We start from the raw sequence: 20,551 nt of genomic DNA on the forward strand, positions 1-20,551 counted from the left end.
TAAAAAAAGCTGATGGCAAAGAAGAAACATAAAAAGCAGGGCGGACAACAGTTCTTGTCTGATACCGACTATCTGAAACAGCGCATGCGGTCGGTAGAAATTGGGACATGCTATATGTTACCATCCATTCTGGAAACGGGATTGGGGCATGTCGTGGTTACCCGTAGACATACGGGTGGCAATGTCAGTATGGGATGTTATTTGGTGGATACCTTTTGCCTGGGTGTGAAAGACTCGTTCTACCACCTGCGCATGACCCCGTATGAGTTTTCCTGCTTCATGGAGCCGTTGGACCGGGAGGGTGTTGAGGAATGCAGCTACGAGGAGGCTCACAACATGATATATGGCGCCATTGAGTTCGCAGAGGAAGGTGGCATAAAGCCCGACAAGAGCTTTGCTTTGACGAAGTATATACTGGAGGAAGATACGGACGACGTGCCGCTGATAGAATATGAATTTGGCAAAGACGGCCAGCACTTTTTGTTTGTACACAGTGAGCTGGAGGCAAGCAAGTACCTCCCTACGCTGCGGAAGACGCTGGGCGATGATTTTGACTTCATGATTAATGACGAATGGGATGACTTCGATGAGGACGACGAAGAGGATCTTTACGACATGGAGGATGATGACTGGGACATGCCACGCGGCGGTATAGATGCGCTTGTGGACATGCCTTATACCTACAAGCACCCGCCTTATCCATCGACCTGTACCATCAAGCATGAATGGCTGTTGCAGGAACTGAGTAAAAAGGAGAATGCCTTTGGACTGGAAGACGAGCTGACTGACCGTATTCTGGCACTGCCCAAGGACGAATCGCGGCAAGACTTAGAGCAAATTTTGGCGTTCAACCTGGGGCTGACCTGCGATGAGGATTTTACTGATGCTGATGATGAAGAGTTTATCGGCATTGTCAGCTCGTGCATTCTGTTACTGGGCGAGGTGGGGAACAGTGACAGTAGTTTGGATTTGGTATTGGAGGTGATGAGGCAGTCGCCCGATTTCTACGAGTATCATTTCGGTGATTTTGGTGCCGAAATCTTGATTCCTACGCTGTATAAACTTGGGCAACATCGAACCGACAAACTGCTGGATTATTGCAAAGAAGCCGGACTGTATACCTACGCCAAGTGCCAGGCGATAGAAGCTCTGGCAAAAATTGGCGTTCTGCTGCCTGATAAGCGGGACGAAATAGTAGGCTTGTTCAAAGAGCTTCTTGCGTTTGCCGCAGAGCATTTAGCCGAAAATACCACCTTCACTCCTACGCTGGTCGGACTGATGTCTTCTTATGTGATGGACTTACAAGTCAAGGAGTTGTTGCCAGAATTGAAGAACCTGTATGATACCGGGTTGGTGGATGAGGGCATTGCCGGGCATTTCAGTGAGGTAGAAAAGCAGCTGACAGGGCAGCTTCCCATGCACAGCGGTATACAACAAGAAATGGACATTCGAAAAATATTTGCCAGAATGCGTTCAAATCCATCAGATTAGCAGTAGGTAGGTTTGATGGATGGAAGTTCAGTTGTATGTCAAGAGAATGATAAATAAGAAAAACCATATCATTCCGCCTCATGACGGGATGATATGGTTGAATGACATGAAATACCTTAGCCTGCTAAGGCTGTTCATATCTTGACAAGGTCAAGCTGCTCAGTCTTATCAGAATTTATAGGCAAGACCAGCAGAGATGACGCCTTGGTTGGTGTTTTTAATAATCTGGAATTTAACCTCTGCATTCAGGGCAAGCTTGTCTGTGAGGTCATATTGGAAACCACCACCAAGGTTAAGACCAAGGTAGCCGTCACTGTATGATTTGTTACTTCCTACTGTGACACTACCACCTGCCGTGTTGACTGTTTGAGTGAAGCCATCAACAGAAGAGTGAAGATAGGTAAGTCCTGCCAGAGGGTATACCTTGATATTGTTTCCAAGTGGGAAGAGATAATGTACATCCAGATTGAGATCCCACCAAGAAATGTTGTTCTTTTTTAGGAAGTAGTCGAATGTTGCCTGTGCGCGGATAGCGTCAGTGATTCCATAGCCACCCTTTACACCAATACCCAATGTTTCGCTGTCTGTTGGATACGCCAGTTGTCCCCCTAAGTAGGTTTGTCCCTTTTGCGCATAAGCGCCAATACTGAGCAATGCAATGACTGCTGTTAAAAATAATTTCTTCATAATTACGATGATTAAATGAATAATGTATCCTATTCCTTAGTCATTGATGCTTAGTGAGAACCAACTTTGACCGGTACCACCAGCCTTGACTTATGGGTTAAGAATATGTTGTTACAAAGATAGAAAATGTTTATTATTTAAGGATGAATGTATCATCTTTTTTTTTATGTTTTTTTTATTCCATCTTATCAGCGATGGCCTGCTTGATCTTTACTTCCAACTCTTCGCACAGTTCAGGATTGTCTTTGAGCAAGTTTTTGGTCGCATCGCGTCCCTGTGCCAACTTAGAATCTTGATACGAATACCATGAACCGCTTTTCTTGATGATGTCATACTCAACACCAAGGTCAACAATCTCGCCAATTTTTGAGATACCTTCGCCGAAGGTTATTTCAAATTCAGCCCTGCGGAAGGGAGGCGCCACCTTGTTTTTGACCACTTTCACGCGCACCTGGTTTCCAAGAACCTCGTCGCCATCCTTCACACTCCCTTTCTTGCGGATGTCAAGACGTACCGAAGCGTAAAACTTCAACGCATTACCACCTGTCGTTGTTTCAGGACTTCCGAACAGTACACCTATCTTTTCGCGCAGTTGGTTGATGAAGATACACGTGGTATTGGTTTTGCTGATGGTGGAAGTTAGTTTTCGCAAAGCCTGACTCATCAATCGGGCTTGCAGGCCAACGTTGCTGTCGCCCATGTCACCTTCTATTTCTTTCTTGGGAGTCAGTGCAGCCACAGAGTCGACAACCAAGATGTCTATAGCCGACGAGCGGATGAGTTGGTCGGCTATTTCCAACGCTTGCTCCCCGTTATCGGGTTGTGAAATCCACAGATTGTCGACATCCACACCTAACTTAGCTGCATAAAAGCGGTCGAAAGCGTGTTCGGCATCGATGAAAGCAGCAATGCCACCAGCTTTTTGTGCTTCGGCAATGGCATGGATAGCCAATGTCGTTTTACCCGACGACTCTGGTCCGAATATCTCTATGATTCTTCCTCGTGGATATCCACCTACGCCCAAAGCCACGTCTAAGGCGATGCTGCCAGTGGGAATTACTTCCACATCGGCTATTTGTTCGTCGCCCATGCGCATGATGGCGCCTTTACCAAAGTCTTTTTCTATTTTAGCCATCGCAGCTTGTAGGGCTTTCAATTTTCCCTCGCCGGATGTAGGAGTGTTTGTTTGTTCTTTTGCCATAATTAAATGGAAGCCTCACCCCCGTCCCCTCCCCAAAGGGGATGGGCGTAGATAGCTTCTTTTTTTATTATTGTTGTTTAGTAATGTTATTTCTCACTGTTGATTAAATGAACTGTCATTTATTCTTTACCTCTATTGCTAAGCGATGATGCTTTCAGCAAAAAGTCTAATCACCCCCCTCCCTTTCGGGGAGAGGCAGGGCGTAGATAGCTTCTTTTTTATTATTGTTGTTTAGTAATGTTATTTCTCACTGTTGATTAAATGAATTGTCATTTATCCTTTACCTCTATTGGTGAGCAATGATGCTTTCAGCAAAAAGTCTAATCACTCCCCTCCCTTTCGGGGAGGGGCAGGGGGAGAGGCTCCTTTTCATTCCTCTCCAAACACTTCGTGCCAAGGCAAACCTTGCTTGTTGAGTTGTTCCATGAAGGGATCTGGGTCGAAGTCTTCTACGTTCCAAACGCCGGGCTTCTTCCAAAGACCTTTCAGGAACATCATGGCGCCAATCATGGCCGGAACGCCCGTGGTGTAGCTCACGCCCTGCATGCCTGTTTCCTTGTAGGCATCCTGGTGCTTGCAGTTGTTGTAAACGTAATAGGTAAGTTCTTTGCCATCTTTCACGCCACGAATGTGACATCCAATGCTGGTCTCGCCGTCATAGTTCTCACCAAGGTCTTGTGGATTGGGCAAAACGGCTTTCAAGAATTGCAGAGGAACAATGTTCACCTTCACCTTTTTGCCCGAACCATCTGCCAACTCAGCTTCGTATTCAATCTCGTCAATGCGCGACATTCCCAAGTTTTGAATGACATCCAGATAATTAAGGTATTGCTCTCCGAAAGTCATCCAAAAGCGGGCCTGCTTGATAGTAGGATAGTTTTTCACCAAACTTTCCAGCTCTTCGTGGTGCATCAGGTAGCTCTCACGCGGCCCAATGTTTGGGTAGGTAATGGGTTTATGAATCTCCAACGGTTCGGTTTCTATCCATTTGCCGTCTTTATAATAAAGACCCTTCTGCGTAATCTCCCGAATGTTGATTTCTGGATTGAAGTTCGTGGCGAAAGCCTTATGGTGATTGCCCGCATTGCAATCCACAATATCCAAATAATGTATCTCGTCAAAATAATGCTTGGCTGCGTAGGCGGTGAAAATACCACTCACGCCTGGGTCGAAACCACAACCCAGGATGGCCGTAAGCCCAGCCTGCTCAAACTTTTCTTTGTATGCCCATTGCCATGAATATTCAAAGTGCGCCTCGTCCCTGGGCTCATAGTTGGCCGTGTCTAAGTAGTTACATCCACAGGCCAGACAAGCCTCCATGATGGTGAGGTCTTGATAAGGCAATGCTAAGTTAATCACCAATTCTGGCTTGTAGTCGTTCATCAAAGCTTTTAGTTGCTCCACATCGTCAGCATCTACCTGAGCTGTTTTGATGCTTGGCTTACCAATTGCTTTCACAATCTCATCACATTTTTCCTTTCGCCGGCTTGCTATCATGAAGTCAGTGAAAACCTCTGGGTTTTGTGCAATCTTAAATGCGGCAACTGTAGCCACGCCACCGGCGCCAATCATTAAAACTTTTGACATGATAAAGATTCCCCGTCACCCCCAGTATGTAGGGGAGAGTGCCTCGCAGGGTACGCTTTTAGCGGCACTTTCTGTTGGTTGTTATACGTTATTTTATTTCTTCACTCTTGATTCCCAAGGCGTTCATCAGCGAGTAGCCTAATATTTCTTGCCTGAAATTCCCTCCTGATAAGGGTTGCATGGCAAACACGGTGATGCGCTTGTCGTCGTCTACCTGTCGCAGCACATGGCGCATACGGTCGTACAGGCCATCTTTCTCGATGTTTGGGATAATCATCACCCGCTTCACGTTAGGCTGCTCGCATGCCGCTTGCACAATCTCCATCAGGAAGTCTGTCTCATCAACAATCTCCTCGATGGGCAGCGAACTGAGCATGAATTCACCCAAATGGTCTTTGAAAGCCTTCCCGTTTAGGTCTCTTTCATAATCAGATGGCATGAAATTCTCCATGCCTTTTTTGTCTTTTCGATGAATCAGCACCACCTGAGTTTGGTGTTCACCCTCCCTGATGCCGCCGTCAAGCGCCACACAGTCTATCCACCTGGCCAGGTCAGCAGCGGGAATACGTCGCCCAATCATCCGCTCGAAGTTGACGATGAGGTCGAAAGTTACGCTGTCAACATAGTCAGCATCTGCGATGATGATGTTTTCGCTCCATTGCGCTTCGCTGTTGATTTGTGTATCCATACCTTGCAAAGTTAGTGAAAAAAGTAAGAAAAAGCTGATGAATGTCATTCTTTTTATTTTCTAATGTCAGAATCATCATTTATTTTGGCTTATGAGACAGAAATGTGTCATATAAAAACAAACAATACATCTCCTATTTCCATCGAAATCAATCTCTATGAGTTTGGGGGCCAAACTCAATGACATTGGAGGTCAAACTCAATGACTTTGGAGGCCAATCTCATTGCTTTTAGAAATCCGTGTCTTTGGCCTGTTTTTCAGGGCGATTACGAGTGCGATTTTTCATGCTGTGACTGTGAAATTTCATGTGAACGAAAGAATAATAATAAAGATGTGTTTTTGTTTGGTTATTCAGTTGGCAACGACTATCTTTGCAGAGATTTTTCAGCCAAGGCCATCAAAGACTTTTTTCATCACTCTATAGTATGATGTCAGCTGAAGTCAACGAAAATAATTATAAATAAATTATATGACATCTTTAACGTTAGCGATTGTAGTCGTTTTCATCATTGGTTATCTGTGTATAGCCATTGAGAGTGTTACTAAGGTGAATAAGGCCGCTGTTGCCTTATTGATGTTCGTGTTCTGCTGGACACTGTTCATGCTCGACCCGAATATGTATATGCCAGGGTTTGCGGGGCAAGACTTGATTAACCAGGTGAGCCATGTCATTGAAAAACATTTGGGTAGTACGTCTACCACTTTGTTCTTCTTGATGGGCGCCATGACCATTGTTGAGGTGGTTGACCAGAATGGTGGATTCAACTTCGTGCGTGATGTCATGAAGACAAAGGGCAAGCGAACCCTGTTGTGGCGTATCGCTTTTATGACTTTCTTCCTCTCTGCCATCTTGGACAACCTGACTACCAGTATCGTGATGATTATGATTTTACGCAAGTTGGTACATAGTCACGAGGACCGTTTGATATATGCTTCTTTGGTCATCATCTCGGCTAATGCCGGTGGAGCGTTCTCGCCTATCGGCGATGTGACGACCATCATGCTGTGGAACAAGGGTGTTATCACGGCATTGGGCGTGATGGAAGAAATCTTCCTGCCATCGGTTGTGGCCATGGTTGTGCCGGCATTCATCATGCAATATTCATTAAAAGGCGATTTAGAGATGGCGGAAGTCAACATGAAGTCCGACTATCATGTGCTTGACTTTTCAGAGCGACAGCGCAAAGTGATATTCATAATCGGTGTAGGTGGCTTGATGTTCGTGCCGGTTTTCAAGAGCTTGACCCACCTGCCGCCGTTTGTTGGCATCTTGTTGGTGCTGGGTGTGCTTTGGACAGTTACCGAGGTGTTCTACCGTGGGTTGGATCATAAAAAAGATGGAATGGGCAAGCGTGTGAGCAAACTGTTGTCTAACATCGATATGTCTACGATCCTGTTCTTCCTTGGTATCCTCATGGCTGTGGCTTGTTTGGAAGAGATTGGCGTGCTGGGAGGCCTGGGCGTATGGCTCAACGACGTGTCTAACGGCAACCACTATGTGGTAACAGGTGTGATTGGTGTGATTTCCAGTATAGTAGACAATGTTCCCTTGGTGGCCGGATGCATGGGTATGTACCCCTTGGAGGCTGTTGGCGATATGGCTATTGATGGAATTTTCTGGCAGTTGCTGGCTTACTGTGCCGGTGTTGGTGGGTCTATTCTCATTGTGGGTAGCGCGGCCGGAGTGGTTGTGATGGGCCTGGAGAAGATTACCTTCGGTTGGTATATGAAGCATGTCAGCTGGTTAGCTTTCGTTGGTTACCTTGCCGGTATCTTGAGTTACTGGGTTATCAGATCGTTCATCATACCTATGCCCTAATAATTTCACTGAACAACGCTTTACAAAATGGTACGGCTGGCCTGATTGAAACATGAAATAATAGTGAACAAGCGTACGACAGTCCTGTCTGTGTTATTACTGATAATGATATCGGTGATGGCACAGACAGGTTCTGTTTTTGAGCAATACCTCGCCAATGTTACTGCATTTGTTAACCTCCGCTGTATCCTAAGAACGAATTTGACGATACGATGAAAGATAACAGCCGCAGGCGTTGTATTGGAATCCGCGATTAAAACCTGATGAAAATGGTTGTGCCACCGTTGGTTATTGCAACGGTCACAATGCCACTTACATGAATGTGAATATCGAAACCTTGCTGGATGACAAGCCTGCTGCGGTGAATATGCTATCCTATCCTACGAGAAAAAGGTAGTATGGTATTGCAAGTGTTTCATGGAATGACCACCCCATGTGGTGTCGTCGACATACCTGAATCCTTGGGCTACGTACAGTTTTTCGGCCAAAGGGTTATCTTTGTCTACCAATAAACCAATCTTGTGAATGCCCATTGATTGGGCCTTTCTAATCGATTCCATGATGAGTCGTTTCGCAATTCCTTGTCTTCGATAGTTTGGATTGACGGCCAAGCTGTCGATGTACAGTTCATCTTCATCGGCTTCATCAATCTGGTTCTGATAGTCTATATCGAATTTTTTGAGTGCAGCATCAATGAATGGCTGCCGAAGGTCATGCAGTTGGGCACCGTCATAGCTTACGCAAACGCCGATGACCTCATCTTCATCGTTCAATGCAACCAAGGTATTGGTATAACTATACTGTGATTTTTCCAGCGCAACGAGCTCTGTCAGCAGGTCTTCAAAATCGATTAACGTGTGATGAGGTCCCGCTAAATTTTGACAACATTCATAGTTCATGGCCAGCATGATGTACTTGGCAATCTCTCTGGCCTGATGTTTACTTGCTTGTGTTATCTTCATTTCTTCTTTTTTAAATTAAACTCGAAACAGAGTCCACCTGTTTCGATATTGTGTACTTGTATGCTTCCTCCGTGCAACATAATGGCATTCTTGACGATAGCCAGCCCAAGTCCGGTGCCACCGAGCTTTCTACTCCTACCTTTGTCTACGCGATAGAATCGTTCGAACAGTCTGGCCAGGTGCTGATTTGATACGCCTATGCCGTTATCTTGGAAGGTAAATCTCCATTCTTGCTCATCTTCTTTTCCGTCAAGAGTGATGGTTGTCCCGTCACCAGCGTATGTAATGGCATTGTCAGTCAAGTTTCTGAATACGCTGTACAGCAAACTTTGATTGCCTTGAATGATGACGTTTTCTGGTAAGTTGTTGACAAAAGCCATGTGATGATTTTGCATTTGCAGTCCCGTTTCCTTGCAGATGTTTTCAATCATCTTCGAGATGTTTACGGGTGAGTATTCCATCAAGTCGGGAGCGTCATCAATTCTGTTCAGCGTAGAGATGTCTTGTAGCAAGGAAGTGAGCCGTTGACTCTGTGCATAGCTGTGTTGCAAGAATTGTTGTCGCGTTGCTTCATTGATGTGAGGGTTATCCAAGATGGTTTCCAAATAGCCTTGAATGCTGGTCACTGGCGTTTTTAATTCGTGCGCAATGTTTTGAGTAAGCTGTCTTTTCAGTATGTCTTGTTCCTGTCTGGTGCTCTGAAGACGCTTGTATATCTTGATGATTCGTTCGGCAATTTCACCCAACTCGTCGTCTGGAAAGGCAATCAAGTCTTCGGTATCGAGGCTCTCATTGTGGTCGGCACGACTGGCAAACAGCTTCAATTTGGTGATGTTGGACGACAGTCTTCTTAAGAATCGCCACAACACCAGCGTCAAGATGACAATCGCTGTGAGTGCAAACCAAATGAAATGTTGGTCGGCTTGCAGCGATTTGGCTAAGCCATTGTTGTACGGCAAGGCACTCCGAATGGTCATCTTGTCATCCTTGAAATAGGTTGCCGAATAGAAAAACTCTTGTTTCAGGGTCTTACTGTTTCGTTCTACGCTTGACCCAGTTCCCGTTTTCCGTGCTTCAATAATCTCTGGACGGTTGGCATGATTCTTGAAGTGACTGTAGTCTTTTTGAAAATTGTCAAAGATAACCTGTCCTTGGTCATCGATTAATGTTACCCGCAGGTTAGGTATGCTGTGCGTCTTTACATAGGAGCTCAGCGTTTGTTCGTCTCTCTTGCTCAGGTATTGAATGGCATCTGCCATCCTGGTGTTATAGCCTTGCAGCCTCATGTTCAGCAGTTCCCGCTTGTATTGCTTTTCTCTTGTCTGTTGAAAGACGATGAACGAGATGGCAAAAAGCAAGAATACCGCCAAAATACTGATGTATAGTTTGCTGCCTACCGAAACTTTTCTCATAGAGCATCAAAGTAGTATCCAAAGCCAAGCCGGGTGACAATGCACTTAGCGAATCGCCCAATCTTCTTTCTTAGTCGTGTAATGTTCACGTCTACCGTGCGGTCGAGCACCAAAACGTCCTTTGGCCATATCCTGTCTATAAGCTCCTGACGCGAGAACACGCGTCCTTTTTCAGAAAGAAATAGGTGCAGTAACTCGAACTCTGTCTTGGTAAAAGGAACATTTTCACCATCGATAAGCACCTTCTTTCTGTCCAAATCCATTTCCAAACCTTGGTATTTCAGCGTCTTCGGCTCAGTGTGATCGTCGGTTTCGTTTGTTCTTCGGATGACGGCACGAATGCGAACCAGCACCTCACGGATGGAGAAAGGCTTGCTGATATAGTCGTCAGCACCAAGATTGAAGCCGGTTACCGTATCGTTCTCGGTATCGCGAGCGGTCAGAAAGATGATGGGAATATTAGCTGTCATGGGATTCTCTTTCAGCTTTTTGGCCATGGCAAATCCCGACATCTCACCCATCATCACGTCTAACAGCAGGAGGTTGAACGATGAAATGTCCATCGTCATGGCCTCTTCGGCAGAGTTTGCCGTTTCTACCACATAGCCTTCTGTTTCCAAATTAAACTTCAGAATTTCACATAAGTCCTGTTCGTCGTCTACAACGAGAATACGATATTTGTTCTCTTTCATAGTGTTTGTTATCTATTTTCAGTTGACAAAGTTAGCACGTTGGCTCTTCATAAGCATGTCAAACGTGTTACAATCGTATTACTTTTAGACATAATTCCAGCTGGGCGTGCTTGAAGTATGCATCTGGTGGCAGGCCGATATCTACTTGCATAATGCTACAAAGTTAAGCAATAAAAAGCATTTTGTCAAGTCTTGATGGTAATTATTTAATAAGGTAGATCGATATACAATAGCGGGAAACCTCTTTGTGATGGCCTCCCGCTATGCTCTCTCTGTGCGTAGATGTGTTGTTGCGGCTTTTTAGAGTGGGTATTCGTCGAATGCGTAGAGTGCCGTTGAGAGATAACGTTCGCCGGTATCGGGCAGTAACACCACAATCTTCTTGTCCTTATGCTCTGGTCGTAGGGCCAATTCTGTTGCTGCAAAGGCTGCTGCCCCAGACGAGATACCTACCAACAGTCCCTCCTGTTGAGCCAACTGTCGACCTGTTCGGATGGCGTCATCGTTGTCTACGGTCAGTATTTCGTCTACCACCTCAGCATGATAGGTTTGAGGAATAAAGCCGGCTCCAATGCCCTGAATTTTATGAGGTCCCGATTTTCCGCCGCTCAAAACCGGTGAAGTCGATGGTTCCACGGCCACAATTTTGATGTTGGGGTTCTTCTCTTTGAGGTATTTGCCGATGCCAGAGAGCGTACCACCAGTCCCCACGCCAGCTACGAAGATATCAATGTCGCCGTCGGTGTCGTTCCATAATTCAACAGCCGTGGTGTCATAATGTTTCTGGGGATTAGCTGGATTGGTGAATTGTCCCAGAATTACCGCACCTTCTATGCTGTCTCTCAGTTTCTTAGCCGCCTTGATGGCTCCATTCATCCCATCCTTACCAGGGGTCAACTCAACCTTCGCACCGTAGGCTTTGACAAGGTTTCGGCGTTCAACACTCATGGTTTCAGGCATGGTGAGTATCAGTTTGTAGCCTTTTACGGCCGCCACCAATGCCAAACCTACGCCCGTATTGCCGCTGGTAGGCTCGATGATGGTGGCACCGGGCTTCAGGGTTCCATCCTTCTCTGCGGCTTCCACCATTCCTAAGGCGATGCGGTCTTTCACGCTGCCGCCTGGGTTGAAGAACTCTACCTTGGCTACAAGGGGCGTTTTAAGTCCGCGAAAGGCTGAATATTTGTTCAACTCTACCAAAGGGGTATTACCAATCAGGTCTGTCATTTGTTTTGCAATCTTGCTCATATTGTCTGTCGTTTTTAATGAATGAATAGTTTCTGGGTGCTCGCCTCATCATGTTCTTCCGTCCGCTTGCTTGTCGCTTGTTCTCGTTCAGCGTGCCGTTTTCTCGACGATGAATGTGGAAGATTTGCCTTGTGGCGTTGCTCCCCATGAATGATATTGCAAAGATACACTAAAAAACGCTGGCCTGCAATCGCACGATAACGGTATTTAGCCTACCACGATTGTGGTATTTCGTGCCTTTGTGAATCCTCCTTTCTTTGATGAATAGAACGTGCTGACTTCTAAAATTGATGACATTAAAAGGCCATTGTGCTTGCCGCATTGGTGATAAATGCTTATATTTGCCCTACTAACAGTGCCTGATGCGTCATGATTGGCTCACATTGTTTCATGCCAACCTCAGGTACATAACGCACAAAGCTCATGAAATACGCTGATTACATCGAAAGGGTAGAGATTGACTCGCTATGGAGTGGTCGCAAGCATGTGGTCTGGAATCTTGACAGACAGGTTAACGTGCTGAGTGGTGTCAATGGTGTTGGCAAGAGCACCATCTTGAACCGGGTGATCAAAGGCTTGTCAGAGGGTGGCGACTTCAACTCGCATTTGCCCAAAGGAGTGCACATCACGGTGTCACCGGCCGATGCTACGGCCATCCGCTATGATATCATCCGGTCGTTCGACCGGCCGTTAATGAGTTCGGAGATGGTTGCCAAGGTAGACATTAGTCTGGCCACCGAGCTGGATTGGCAGCTCTTTCAGTTGCAGCGCAAGTATTTGGATTATCAGGTAAACATCGGCAACCGCATCATCGAGGTGTTGCAGAAAGGGGGCGAAGATGCAGCAGCTGAGGCACAACGCATATCTGCCAGCAAGTTGATGTTTCAGGATATGGTGGACAAACTGTTTGCCGAAACTGGCAAGACCATCGTCAGAACCGAGAATGAGATACGTTTCATGCAGATGGGAGAGAAACTCTTGCCCTACCAATTGTCAAGTGGCGAGAAGCAAATATTGGCCATCTTGCTCACCGTGCTGGTAGAAGATGGTCTGCCTTATGTGCTGCTCATGGACGAACCAGAGGTGAGTTTGCACGTGGATTGGCAGGAACAACTCATCGACCTGATTCTGCAACTCAATCCCAATGTGCAGATTATCCTCACCACGCATTCGCCTGCCGTCATCATGAATGGGTGGATGGGGCATGTCACCGAGGTTAGTGACATAACGGATGTTCATAGATAGGAATGGTCTGGATGTGAAAAAGACACATGAACCATGGGCAAAAAACTGAAAGACAACCTCTCATCACGCTATTTCGAGGCGGCTAACAAGATGAAGTCGCAGCACGCCAGACGCCGCATCGCAGCCTATGTGGAGAGTTATGACGACATATTTTTCTGGCGATCTGTCTTGAGCGACTTCGAAGACGACACCCGGTATTTCCAGGTGATGTTGCCCTCTCGCTTGGAACATCTTGAGAGAGGCAAAAAGGCGGTGCTTATGAACCTCCTCATGGACAAGGTGGGACGTGACATGATTGCTTGCGTGGACGCCGATTACGACTATCTCATGCAGGGTGCCACCGAGATGTCGAAGCAGGTAACAACCAATCCTTACGTCTTCCACACCTACGCTTACGCCATTGAAAACTTGCAATGCTATGCACCATCGTTGTACGAAACCAGTGTTATGGTTGCGCTCAACGACCACCACATCTTTGATATGGAGGCCTACCTGCGCGACTATTCGCAAGCCATCTTCCCGCTTTTCGTATGGAGCATCTGGTTCTATCGAACGCCCAATTACGGCGAGTTCACCATCATGGACTTTCTGCGCGTCATCGAACCGGGACGCTTTACCATGGCGAAGGCCGAGGACGTGGTGGCCAGAGTGCGCAGAAAGGTGGGCAAGCGCATCAACCAACTGCAACAAAAATATCCAAACAACAAGGAAAATTATCTGCAAGTAAAGGAGGACATCAAGCGACTTGGCGTAACCCCCGATACCACCTATTTATATATACAGGGTCATCATCTCTTCGATAAGGTAGTGGTGCCCATGCTCAACAAGGTTTGCATGCAGCTTATTCGTGAACGAGAAGTAGAGATTTCTCAGCAAAGTGTTCACGGCACACAGCAGCGTAACGAACTGTCCTGTTACCGCAACAGCATCGAAGCCATTCCGTCTATGCTCAAAAAGAATACTCGTTACAAGCAATCTGAACCGGTGGTGCGCATTCAGGCCGATCTTCAACGATATTTAGAGCTGACAAAACAAAACCACACAAACAACGACACAGACCGTGAGTAGCCTGTGCCTATATAAATATTTAAAACCATTTGATTATGTTAGATTTGATTTTTGCCGTATTGGGAATTTGCTTGGTGCTGGTCATCGTGGTGCCTGGCGTATACAATTATGTGAAGTCGATGAGGAAGAATGTACGGGAGAAGGATGCTAAGAACGCCTTTTTCAACACGCTGTTTTTTGTGGTCGTGCTGGTGCTGTGCATCCTTTTATTCAAGTCTATTGGCGTGTTCCACGCCTTTGACACCATCGCCGCATACCTGCATTGATGCAATGTCACGAACGGGGCATTGGGCATGGATTCCAATGTCATTGAGTTTGCGTTCCAATGTCTTTGAGTTTGGGCATTAATAGCATTGACTTTGGAGGCCAAACTCAATGCTATTGGGATGATATCTATATCTTCTTGTCAACCAAGCGATTAGCCATTACAAGAAAGGTCTGCACCATGATGTGTGTCCATGATGCAGACCTCTCCTGATTGTGGGTTTCTTTGCTACTCTTTTTTAAACGTAGGTTTCGAGGAACTTCACGGTTCCTTCCACCTTTAACTCCCGGGTTGTGGCGGGAATCAAGATGGTTTCGCCGGCGCAGAGTGAGGTTTCGTTCCCCTCGTTGTCCGTGATTTTGCCCTCACCCTTCACGCCAATGAGGATGACGAAGCTGTCCAACTCGCTGTAGTCGAGTGTCATTGGCTCGTCAAGGTCGTATACGGCCGTGTTGAAGTAGGGACAGTGAACGAGGCTCACACCTTGGTTCTTGGTCGATGTATAATCGGTGCGGTAGTCTTTTTCCACGTTGTAGTTGATGCATTCGGCGGCCTGCGCGGTGTGCAGTTCGCGATAGTTGCCATTCTTGTCCTTACGCTTGAAGTCGTAGATGCGGTAGGTTACGTCGGATGTTTGCTGAATCTCGGCCAGGAAGCATCCGGTTCCGATGCTGTGAATGCGGCCGGCCGGCAGGAAGAAGCAGTCGCCTTCTTTCACTGAGTAGTCGGCAATGGCATCGAGAATAGTATCGTTCTCCACCATCTGCTTGTACTCTTCGGGCGTGATCTCCTTCTTCAGTCCGCTCCGCAGGTGTGCGTCTTTGTCGCTGTCCATGATGTACCACATCTCCGTTTTGCCGCGGCTCTTCCCTTGTTTCTTGGCAATCTCGTCTGTAGGATGTACCTGGATAGAAAGATCTTGGCGGGCATCGATGAACTTGATGAGCAGGGGAAACTCGTCACCAAAACGCTCATAGTTTTCTTCTCCGATGAGTTTGCCTTTCAATTCGCGCACGACGTCGTTCAAGGCGCGGCCTTCATACTCGCCTTCACTGACGAGGGTCTCGTTGTCTTTCACGCCGGATATTTCCCAACTCTCGCCAACGTTTTCCAGTTGTTCGTCGAGTTTCTTGAATGGAATAATCTTGTTGCCCCCCCAAATGGTTTGTTTGAGCAGGGGTTTAAACTTGAGTGGTTTCATATTTTTTTATTTTATGTTGACTGATTTGTTGTCTTCTTGTTTAATTATCTTTCCAGAACGCCGGTGACAGGATGACCAACACGCTGAATATTTCCAAACGCCCGATGAGCATGAGCAGTGCACATACCCATTTTACAAAGCCGGGCAGCATGCTCCAACTCATCGTCGGTCCGATTTCAAGTCCCAGCGTTGGCCCCACATTGCCGATGCAGCTGAGGATGATGGTGATGGAGTTGGTGCTGTCGATGTGGGCCATCATCAGTACGAACGAGGCCAGCAGGCACAAGATGAGGTACATGGTGAGGAAGGCCAGTAGGGTTCCTCGCTTCTGGTAAGGTATGTTGGTGTCGTTGACCTTCAAGGGAAGTACGGCGTTGGGGTGCAGTATTTGTTTAAATTCATTGCGGATAGTTTTGAGCAACATCACCACCCTGACGCACTTGAAGCCACCACTCGTCGATCCCGAACAGGCTCCGATGAACATGCAGGTGGCCAAGATCACCCAGGTGACGTGTGGCCATTGGCCGGCATCATCGTTGAACAGACCAGTGGTGGTGATGAACGAAACAACTTGGAAGATGCCCGAACGGAATGCTAGTTCTAAGTCGTAGCCCCGATTAATCATCAGTTCGAGCATGATAAACAAGCTGAAGAGGATGACAACACTTAGGTAAAACTTGAACTCAGAGCTTTTGAATAATGCTTTGAAGCGCCGTTTCACCACCGCTGTGTACAGCAAAGTGAAGTTCACTCCCGATAGAAAACAAAAAATGGTGCAGATGTATTCCAACGCTGGAGAGTGGAAAAACTCGGTGCTGCTGTTGTGTGTGGAAAAGCCTCCCGTAGCCGTTGTGGTCATTGAATAATTGACGGCATCGAACCAGTTCATTCCATAAAGGATGAAACAGCCTATGCAAGCGATGGTAAGCACGAGGTACACGGTGAGAATCCACTTGGCACTGGTGGAAAGTCTTGGATGCAATTTCGACTTGATGGGGCCGGTTGCTTCGGCTGCAAACACCTGAACAGAACCTCCTACCATGGAGGGAAGCAGGGCAACGGTGAAGAATACGATGCCCAAGCCGCCAATCCATTGGGTCAATGAACGCCAAAAGAGTAGGGCGTGGGGTAATACTTCTACGTCATCTATGATGGTGGCACCGGTGGTGGTGAATCCCGACATCGTTTCAAAGTAGGCATCCGTGAAGCTGTGAATGTAGCCACTGAGGGTGAAGGGGAAAGTGCCGAAGAAGCTGAAGACTATCCATGAGAGCGTTACCACCAAGTAAGCGTCGCGCCTGGACAAGGTGTTATTGGAGTTACGGCCCAGGTATCTCAGGATAAAGGCTGTGAAGAGGCTGATGAATACCGACAGAAGAAAAGCCATGGCATCATCTTCACCGTAGAAAAGAGCCATACCGAAACAGGCGAAAAGGATGAAGGCTTCGATGAAAAGTAGGGAGCCTATCACTTTATATATGGTTCTGAGGTTGATCATTGCTTGCTGTTTTGACGTTGCTAAATGAAGAGTCTTTCTATCGTCTTGAGGTTGATGTTGTGGCAGAACACCATGACAATGTCGCCAGCCTGTATCTGTGTATATCCCGAAACGAGCATTCCTTCATCTCCTCTGACCAGTCCTCCGATGGTTGCCTCTTTGGGTAACCCCAAATCTTTCACAGGCTTTTTGGTGACACGAGAGCCTTCTTGGGCCACAAACTCGGCCACATCGGCATTCGCAGACATGATGAATCGCATGTTCATGACTTCGGCATCGAGCATGATTTGATAGATGTGACTGGCTGCAATGGCCTTTTTATTGATGATAGTGCCGATGTCCAGGCTCTCAGCCATGCTCACATAGTCAACGTTTTCGACCATAGCAACGGTCTTTCTCACGCCCAATCGTTTGGCTGTTAGGCAGGCCAGAATGTTGGTTTCGGCATTGTTGGTCAGGGCAACGAAGGCTTGTGTGTTCTTAATGCCTTCCTCTTGCAGCAGCTGAGTGTCACGACCGTCGCCGTTGATGATAAGCGCTTTGTCGTCGTCCAACAGGTTATTCAGCTCTTCACATCGCTCCTCGTTGATTTCAATGAGCTTGGTATCCAGGTAATCAGGCATGGTGTTGATGGCTCTGACGGCCGTTGCACCGCCGCCCATGATCATCACATTCTTCACGTCTACATACAGTTCTTTGCCCACTATCTTGCGGATGTAGGGGATATATTGCGTAGTTGTCATGAAGTAAGCCAAGTCGTAGAGCTTCAATTCGTCGTTACCACCGGGGATGATGGTTTCATTCAAACGCTTGATGGCCACCACATGATACGGATCATCGGGTCCGCAGAGGTTCTTCAGCGGGTTGTTGAGTATCTCACAGGTTTCCCTTAGCTTGATGGCCAACATCACTAATGCGCCATTGTGGACATCCCATCGCTGACGAACCCACGACATTTTGAGTCCATTGATGATGTCTACGGCGGCCAACTTCTCTGGGTAAATCAGCGAACTGACACCCAGTCCGGTAAAGAAATCCTGTAGTTCGGGCGCTGTGTATTCGCTGTTGCTGATTTTGGCAACGGTCTTCTTAGCTCCTAAAGCTTTGGCCAGAACGCACGAAGTGATGTTCAGACTCTCTTCAGGGGTAACGGCAATGAACAGATCCGCATGTTCAGCGCCCGCTTCGCGCAATGCCTTAATGCTGCTGGGCGAGGCTTGTACGGTCAGTAGGTCAAAGTCGCTTCCTATCTGAGCCAGCCGTTCGTCGTCTTCATCAATCAGCGTAATGTCTTCATGGTTGCGTGAAAGCATCTTGGCCAGATGTGTGCCGATGCCGTAAGCGCCACAGATGATAATCTTCATGTCTATGTGATTTTTAGAAAATCCTTTGTTGTTTCAAGTTTTTCAGACTTGGTTTGAAGCCAGTATGGCTTCGATGTTTTGCTTGATGTGGGATGCGTCTAATCCTACGATTCTCCTCAATTCGTCCACTGAACCATGCGTCACAAACTCGTCGGGCAATCCCATTCGCTGCACGCTTGGGGCATATCCATGGTCGTTGAACCACTCCAAAACGGCCGAACCGAAGCCTCCGTTGCGCACGCCGTCTTCAATTGTGATGACTTTCTTGAACTTTTTCCCGATCTCCTCCAACAGATCTCCGTCCAAAGGTTTGATGAACCGCATGTCGTAATGCGCCACGTTGTCCTGCTGAGGCAATGCTTCAATGGCCTTCTGCACATCATTTCCGATGGGGCCCACTGTGAGGATGGCCACCTGGTCGCCGTCTTTCAACTTGCGACCCGTGCCCACTTTGATTTCTTCCAGTGGACATTTCCAATCTTTGTTCACCCCTCTGCCGCGTGGATAACGGATGACAAACATGCCCTTGTCGGGCAGTTGAGCCGTGTACATCAACCGTCTCAGTTCCTTTTCGTCCATCGGTGCGGCGATGGTCAGGTTGGGGATGGGGCGCAAGGCGGCCAAGTCGAACACGCCATGGTGCGTGGGTCCGTCCTCACCAACAAGTCCTGCACGGTCCAAACACAGTACCACGGGTAGGTTGAGGATGGCCAAGTCGTGGATGATATTGTCGTAAGCACGTTGCGCAAACGAGCTGTAAATGTTGCAAAATGGCTGCAAGCCTTCTTTCGCCATGCCGCCGGAAAAGGTCACCGCATGTCCTTCGGCAATGCCAACGTCAAACGCTCGGTCGGGCATGGCTTTCATCAGCTTGTTCATCGAGCAGCCGGTTGGCATGGCAGGAGTGACACCTACAATTTTTGGATTCTGCAAAGCGAGCTCTACCAGCGTGTCGCCAAAAACGTCTTGGTAACGTGGTGGCTCTTCAGAACAGTCTTTAACGATGCGTTCACCCGTCTCTGCGTTGAATCTACCTGGTGCATGCCATTCGGTTTGTGACTCCTCTGCAGGCTTGTATCCCTTGCCTTTGGTGGTATGCAGATGCAGCAGTTTGGGGCCTTTCATGTCCTTCAGCTGCCGCAAGATGCGCACGATTTCAGTAACGTCGTGTCCATCAAAAGGTCCGAAATATCGGATGTTCATGCCCTCGAAGATGTTCTGTTGGCGGCTGATGGCCGACTTGATGGCGTTGTTGAGCCGCAAGATACCTTTCTTTCTGTTCTCACTAAGGTAGCCACGTTGATGGAGCCATTGCGAAGCCTTAAATCTCAGCTTGTTGTAGGTGGCATTCGTATCGAGGGTTAAGAGATATTTTTCCATGCCCCCCACTGCGTGATCGATGCTCATGTCGTTGTCGTTGAGGATGATGAGAAGGTCGTTCGGGGTCGACGAAACGTTGTTCAGTCCCTCGAATGCCAATCCACCACTCATGGCACCATCGCCGATGATGGCTACAATCTTCTTGTCATTCTCGCCACTTTTCTTGGCTGCGACGGCCATACCCAATGCCGCCGAGATGGAATTGGAGGCATGTCCACAGGTGAAGGTGTCGTACTGGCTCTCCAAAGGCGTGGGAAATGGGCGCAGACCATGCAGCTTTCGGTTGGTGGAGAACAGCTCCCGGCGCCCTGTGAGTATCTTGTGTCCATAGGCTTGATGCCCCACATCCCATACAAGTTTGTCGCTCGGTGTGTCAAACACATAGTGCAAGGCCACGGTAATCTCAATGGCTCCCAGTGAAGATGCAAAGTGTCCGGGATTTACGGAAACCTCTTGGATGATGTCTTCGCGAAGTTCACGACACACCTCTGGCAACTCTTCAGCGCTGAGTTTTCGTAAGTCTTCGGGGTAATTTATTTGGGTTAAAAGCCTTAAATTCGTCTTGTCCATCAATAAGCTCTCTACTATAACCATGCAAAGATAATAAATTTATATGAACAATGTGCCCTTTGTGCTGAATTTTGCAGGCAGACATACGGCGCTTTCATGTAACATTGACGCATTGTGTTTATTACGTCAAGCAGTGCATTTATTAGATAAATCCCCGCCTTTGCAACGTCTTT

The 20,551-nt window shown here is 47.3% G+C and carries 17 protein-coding genes; 5 read left to right on the forward strand and 12 right to left on the reverse strand.

Annotation, left to right across the window (positions count from 1 at the left end; translation table 11 throughout):
* The first annotated feature begins 12 nt into the window (after window positions 1–12).
* Window positions 13–1,491 (forward strand): hypothetical protein, encoded by a 1,479-nt coding sequence (locus tag HMPREF1254_RS12015; protein ID WP_023058013.1) that lies wholly within the window; start codon window positions 13–15, stop codon window positions 1,489–1,491.
* 168 nt (window positions 1,492–1,659) lie between these two features.
* Here the strand turns inward: HMPREF1254_RS12015 and HMPREF1254_RS07120 are convergent, their stop codons facing one another.
* From HMPREF1254_RS07120 to HMPREF1254_RS07135, 4 genes are all read right to left on the reverse strand, one after another.
* Complete coding sequence (locus HMPREF1254_RS07120; protein ID WP_023058100.1) at window positions 1,660–2,178, reverse strand: outer membrane beta-barrel protein; 519 nt, start codon at window positions 2,176–2,178, stop codon at window positions 1,660–1,662.
* Between the two features lie 175 nt (window positions 2,179–2,353).
* A complete protein-coding gene (recA, locus tag HMPREF1254_RS07125) occupies window positions 2,354–3,379 on the reverse strand; it encodes a recombinase RecA (RefSeq protein WP_023057996.1) in 1,026 nt (341 codons plus the stop codon).
* A 369-nt stretch (window positions 3,380–3,748) separates the two neighbouring features.
* Window positions 3,749–4,966: a saccharopine dehydrogenase family protein gene (locus HMPREF1254_RS07130; protein WP_023058079.1), complete on the reverse strand. Its 1,218-nt coding sequence runs from the start codon at window positions 4,964–4,966 to the stop codon at window positions 3,749–3,751.
* Between the two features lie 88 nt (window positions 4,967–5,054).
* On the reverse strand, window positions 5,055–5,654 hold the full coding sequence (locus tag HMPREF1254_RS07135) for a DUF6621 family protein (RefSeq protein WP_036878287.1): 600 nt from the start codon (window positions 5,652–5,654) through the stop codon (window positions 5,055–5,057).
* Between the two features lie 469 nt (window positions 5,655–6,123).
* Between HMPREF1254_RS07135 and nhaD the strand changes: the two genes are divergently transcribed.
* Window positions 6,124–7,473: a sodium:proton antiporter NhaD gene (gene nhaD / locus HMPREF1254_RS07140; protein ID WP_023058068.1), complete on the forward strand. Its 1,350-nt coding sequence runs from the start codon at window positions 6,124–6,126 to the stop codon at window positions 7,471–7,473.
* Between the two features lie 380 nt (window positions 7,474–7,853).
* On the opposite strand, the gene HMPREF1254_RS07145 is transcribed toward nhaD, so the two are convergent.
* The 4 genes from HMPREF1254_RS07145 to cysK form a co-directional block, all read right to left on the reverse strand.
* Window positions 7,854–8,435 carry a GNAT family N-acetyltransferase gene (locus tag HMPREF1254_RS07145; protein ID WP_023057998.1) on the reverse strand — a complete coding sequence of 194 codons (582 nt, stop codon included), beginning with the start codon at window positions 8,433–8,435 and terminating at the stop codon, window positions 7,854–7,856.
* The gene (locus HMPREF1254_RS07150; protein ID WP_023058088.1) at window positions 8,432–9,847 is read right to left on the reverse strand and encodes a sensor histidine kinase; all 1,416 of its coding nucleotides are present in this window, start codon (window positions 9,845–9,847) and stop codon (window positions 8,432–8,434) included. Before HMPREF1254_RS07150 ends, HMPREF1254_RS07145 begins: the two co-directional genes overlap by 4 nt.
* The gene (locus HMPREF1254_RS07155) at window positions 9,844–10,539 is read right to left on the reverse strand and encodes a response regulator (RefSeq protein ID WP_023058101.1); all 696 of its coding nucleotides are present in this window, start codon (window positions 10,537–10,539) and stop codon (window positions 9,844–9,846) included. Before HMPREF1254_RS07155 ends, HMPREF1254_RS07150 begins: the two co-directional genes overlap by 4 nt.
* 300 nt (window positions 10,540–10,839) lie before the next feature.
* Window positions 10,840–11,787, reverse strand: coding sequence for a cysteine synthase A (cysK, locus tag HMPREF1254_RS07160; RefSeq protein WP_023058086.1), 948 nt, complete (start codon window positions 11,785–11,787; stop codon window positions 10,840–10,842).
* A 423-nt stretch (window positions 11,788–12,210) separates the two neighbouring features.
* Between cysK and HMPREF1254_RS07170 the strand changes: the two genes are divergently transcribed.
* Genes HMPREF1254_RS07170 through HMPREF1254_RS07180 form a run of 3 tightly spaced genes read left to right on the forward strand, consistent with a single transcriptional unit; the run spans window position 12,211 to window position 14,366 of the window.
* The gene (locus tag HMPREF1254_RS07170; RefSeq protein ID WP_023058092.1) at window positions 12,211–13,032 is read left to right on the forward strand and encodes an AAA family ATPase; all 822 of its coding nucleotides are present in this window, start codon (window positions 12,211–12,213) and stop codon (window positions 13,030–13,032) included.
* Window positions 13,033–13,065: 33 nt separating this feature from the next.
* A complete protein-coding gene (locus HMPREF1254_RS07175; protein WP_023058020.1) occupies window positions 13,066–14,100 on the forward strand; it encodes a DUF4435 domain-containing protein in 1,035 nt (344 codons plus the stop codon).
* A 35-nt stretch (window positions 14,101–14,135) separates the two neighbouring features.
* Window positions 14,136–14,366, forward strand: a complete 231-nt coding sequence (locus HMPREF1254_RS07180; protein ID WP_023058046.1) for a hypothetical protein — start codon at window positions 14,136–14,138, stop codon at window positions 14,364–14,366.
* Between the two features lie 237 nt (window positions 14,367–14,603).
* Here the strand turns inward: HMPREF1254_RS07180 and HMPREF1254_RS07185 are convergent, their stop codons facing one another.
* Genes HMPREF1254_RS07185 through dxs form a run of 4 tightly spaced genes read right to left on the reverse strand, consistent with a single transcriptional unit; the run spans window position 14,604 to window position 20,378 of the window.
* Window positions 14,604–15,566: a type I phosphomannose isomerase catalytic subunit gene (locus HMPREF1254_RS07185; protein WP_023058082.1), complete on the reverse strand. Its 963-nt coding sequence runs from the start codon at window positions 15,564–15,566 to the stop codon at window positions 14,604–14,606.
* Window positions 15,567–15,606: 40 nt separating this feature from the next.
* Window positions 15,607–17,064 carry a TrkH family potassium uptake protein gene (locus HMPREF1254_RS07190; protein WP_023057994.1) on the reverse strand — a complete coding sequence of 486 codons (1,458 nt, stop codon included), beginning with the start codon at window positions 17,062–17,064 and terminating at the stop codon, window positions 15,607–15,609.
* Window positions 17,065–17,084: 20 nt separating this feature from the next.
* Window positions 17,085–18,428 carry a Trk system potassium transporter TrkA gene (gene trkA / locus HMPREF1254_RS07195; protein ID WP_023058069.1) on the reverse strand — a complete coding sequence of 448 codons (1,344 nt, stop codon included), beginning with the start codon at window positions 18,426–18,428 and terminating at the stop codon, window positions 17,085–17,087.
* A gap of 42 nt (window positions 18,429–18,470) precedes the next feature.
* Window positions 18,471–20,378: a 1-deoxy-D-xylulose-5-phosphate synthase gene (gene dxs / locus HMPREF1254_RS07200; protein WP_023058004.1), complete on the reverse strand. Its 1,908-nt coding sequence runs from the start codon at window positions 20,376–20,378 to the stop codon at window positions 18,471–18,473.
* Window positions 20,379–20,551 lie beyond the last annotated feature (173 nt).

Origin of the sequence: Prevotella sp. BV3P1 (assembly GCF_000479005.1) — a bacterium.
Classification (GTDB): Bacteria; Bacteroidota; Bacteroidia; order Bacteroidales; family Bacteroidaceae; genus Prevotella.

Coding starts and splice junctions, on each gene's coding strand:
- HMPREF1254_RS12015 (WP_023058013.1), top strand. CDS start 13: ATGGCAAAGAAGAAACATAAAAAGCAGGGCGGACAACAGTTCTTGTCT.
- HMPREF1254_RS07120 (WP_023058100.1), bottom strand. CDS start 2,178: ATGAAGAAATTATTTTTAACAGCAGTCATTGCATTGCTCAGTATTGGC.
- recA (WP_023057996.1), bottom strand. CDS start 3,379: ATGGCAAAAGAACAAACAAACACTCCTACATCCGGCGAGGGAAAATTG.
- HMPREF1254_RS07130 (WP_023058079.1), bottom strand. CDS start 4,966: ATGTCAAAAGTTTTAATGATTGGCGCCGGTGGCGTGGCTACAGTTGCC.
- HMPREF1254_RS07135 (WP_036878287.1), bottom strand. CDS start 5,654: ATGGATACACAAATCAACAGCGAAGCGCAATGGAGCGAAAACATCATC.
- nhaD (WP_023058068.1), top strand. CDS start 6,124: ATGACATCTTTAACGTTAGCGATTGTAGTCGTTTTCATCATTGGTTAT.
- HMPREF1254_RS07145 (WP_023057998.1), bottom strand. CDS start 8,435: ATGAAGATAACACAAGCAAGTAAACATCAGGCCAGAGAGATTGCCAAG.
- HMPREF1254_RS07150 (WP_023058088.1), bottom strand. CDS start 9,847: ATGAGAAAAGTTTCGGTAGGCAGCAAACTATACATCAGTATTTTGGCG.
- HMPREF1254_RS07155 (WP_023058101.1), bottom strand. CDS start 10,539: ATGAAAGAGAACAAATATCGTATTCTCGTTGTAGACGACGAACAGGAC.
- cysK (WP_023058086.1), bottom strand. CDS start 11,787: ATGAGCAAGATTGCAAAACAAATGACAGACCTGATTGGTAATACCCCT.
- HMPREF1254_RS07170 (WP_023058092.1), top strand. CDS start 12,211: ATGAAATACGCTGATTACATCGAAAGGGTAGAGATTGACTCGCTATGG.
- HMPREF1254_RS07175 (WP_023058020.1), top strand. CDS start 13,066: ATGGGCAAAAAACTGAAAGACAACCTCTCATCACGCTATTTCGAGGCG.
- HMPREF1254_RS07180 (WP_023058046.1), top strand. CDS start 14,136: ATGTTAGATTTGATTTTTGCCGTATTGGGAATTTGCTTGGTGCTGGTC.
- HMPREF1254_RS07185 (WP_023058082.1), bottom strand. CDS start 15,566: ATGAAACCACTCAAGTTTAAACCCCTGCTCAAACAAACCATTTGGGGG.
- HMPREF1254_RS07190 (WP_023057994.1), bottom strand. CDS start 17,064: ATGATCAACCTCAGAACCATATATAAAGTGATAGGCTCCCTACTTTTC.
- trkA (WP_023058069.1), bottom strand. CDS start 18,428: ATGAAGATTATCATCTGTGGCGCTTACGGCATCGGCACACATCTGGCC.
- dxs (WP_023058004.1), bottom strand. CDS start 20,378: ATGGACAAGACGAATTTAAGGCTTTTAACCCAAATAAATTACCCCGAA.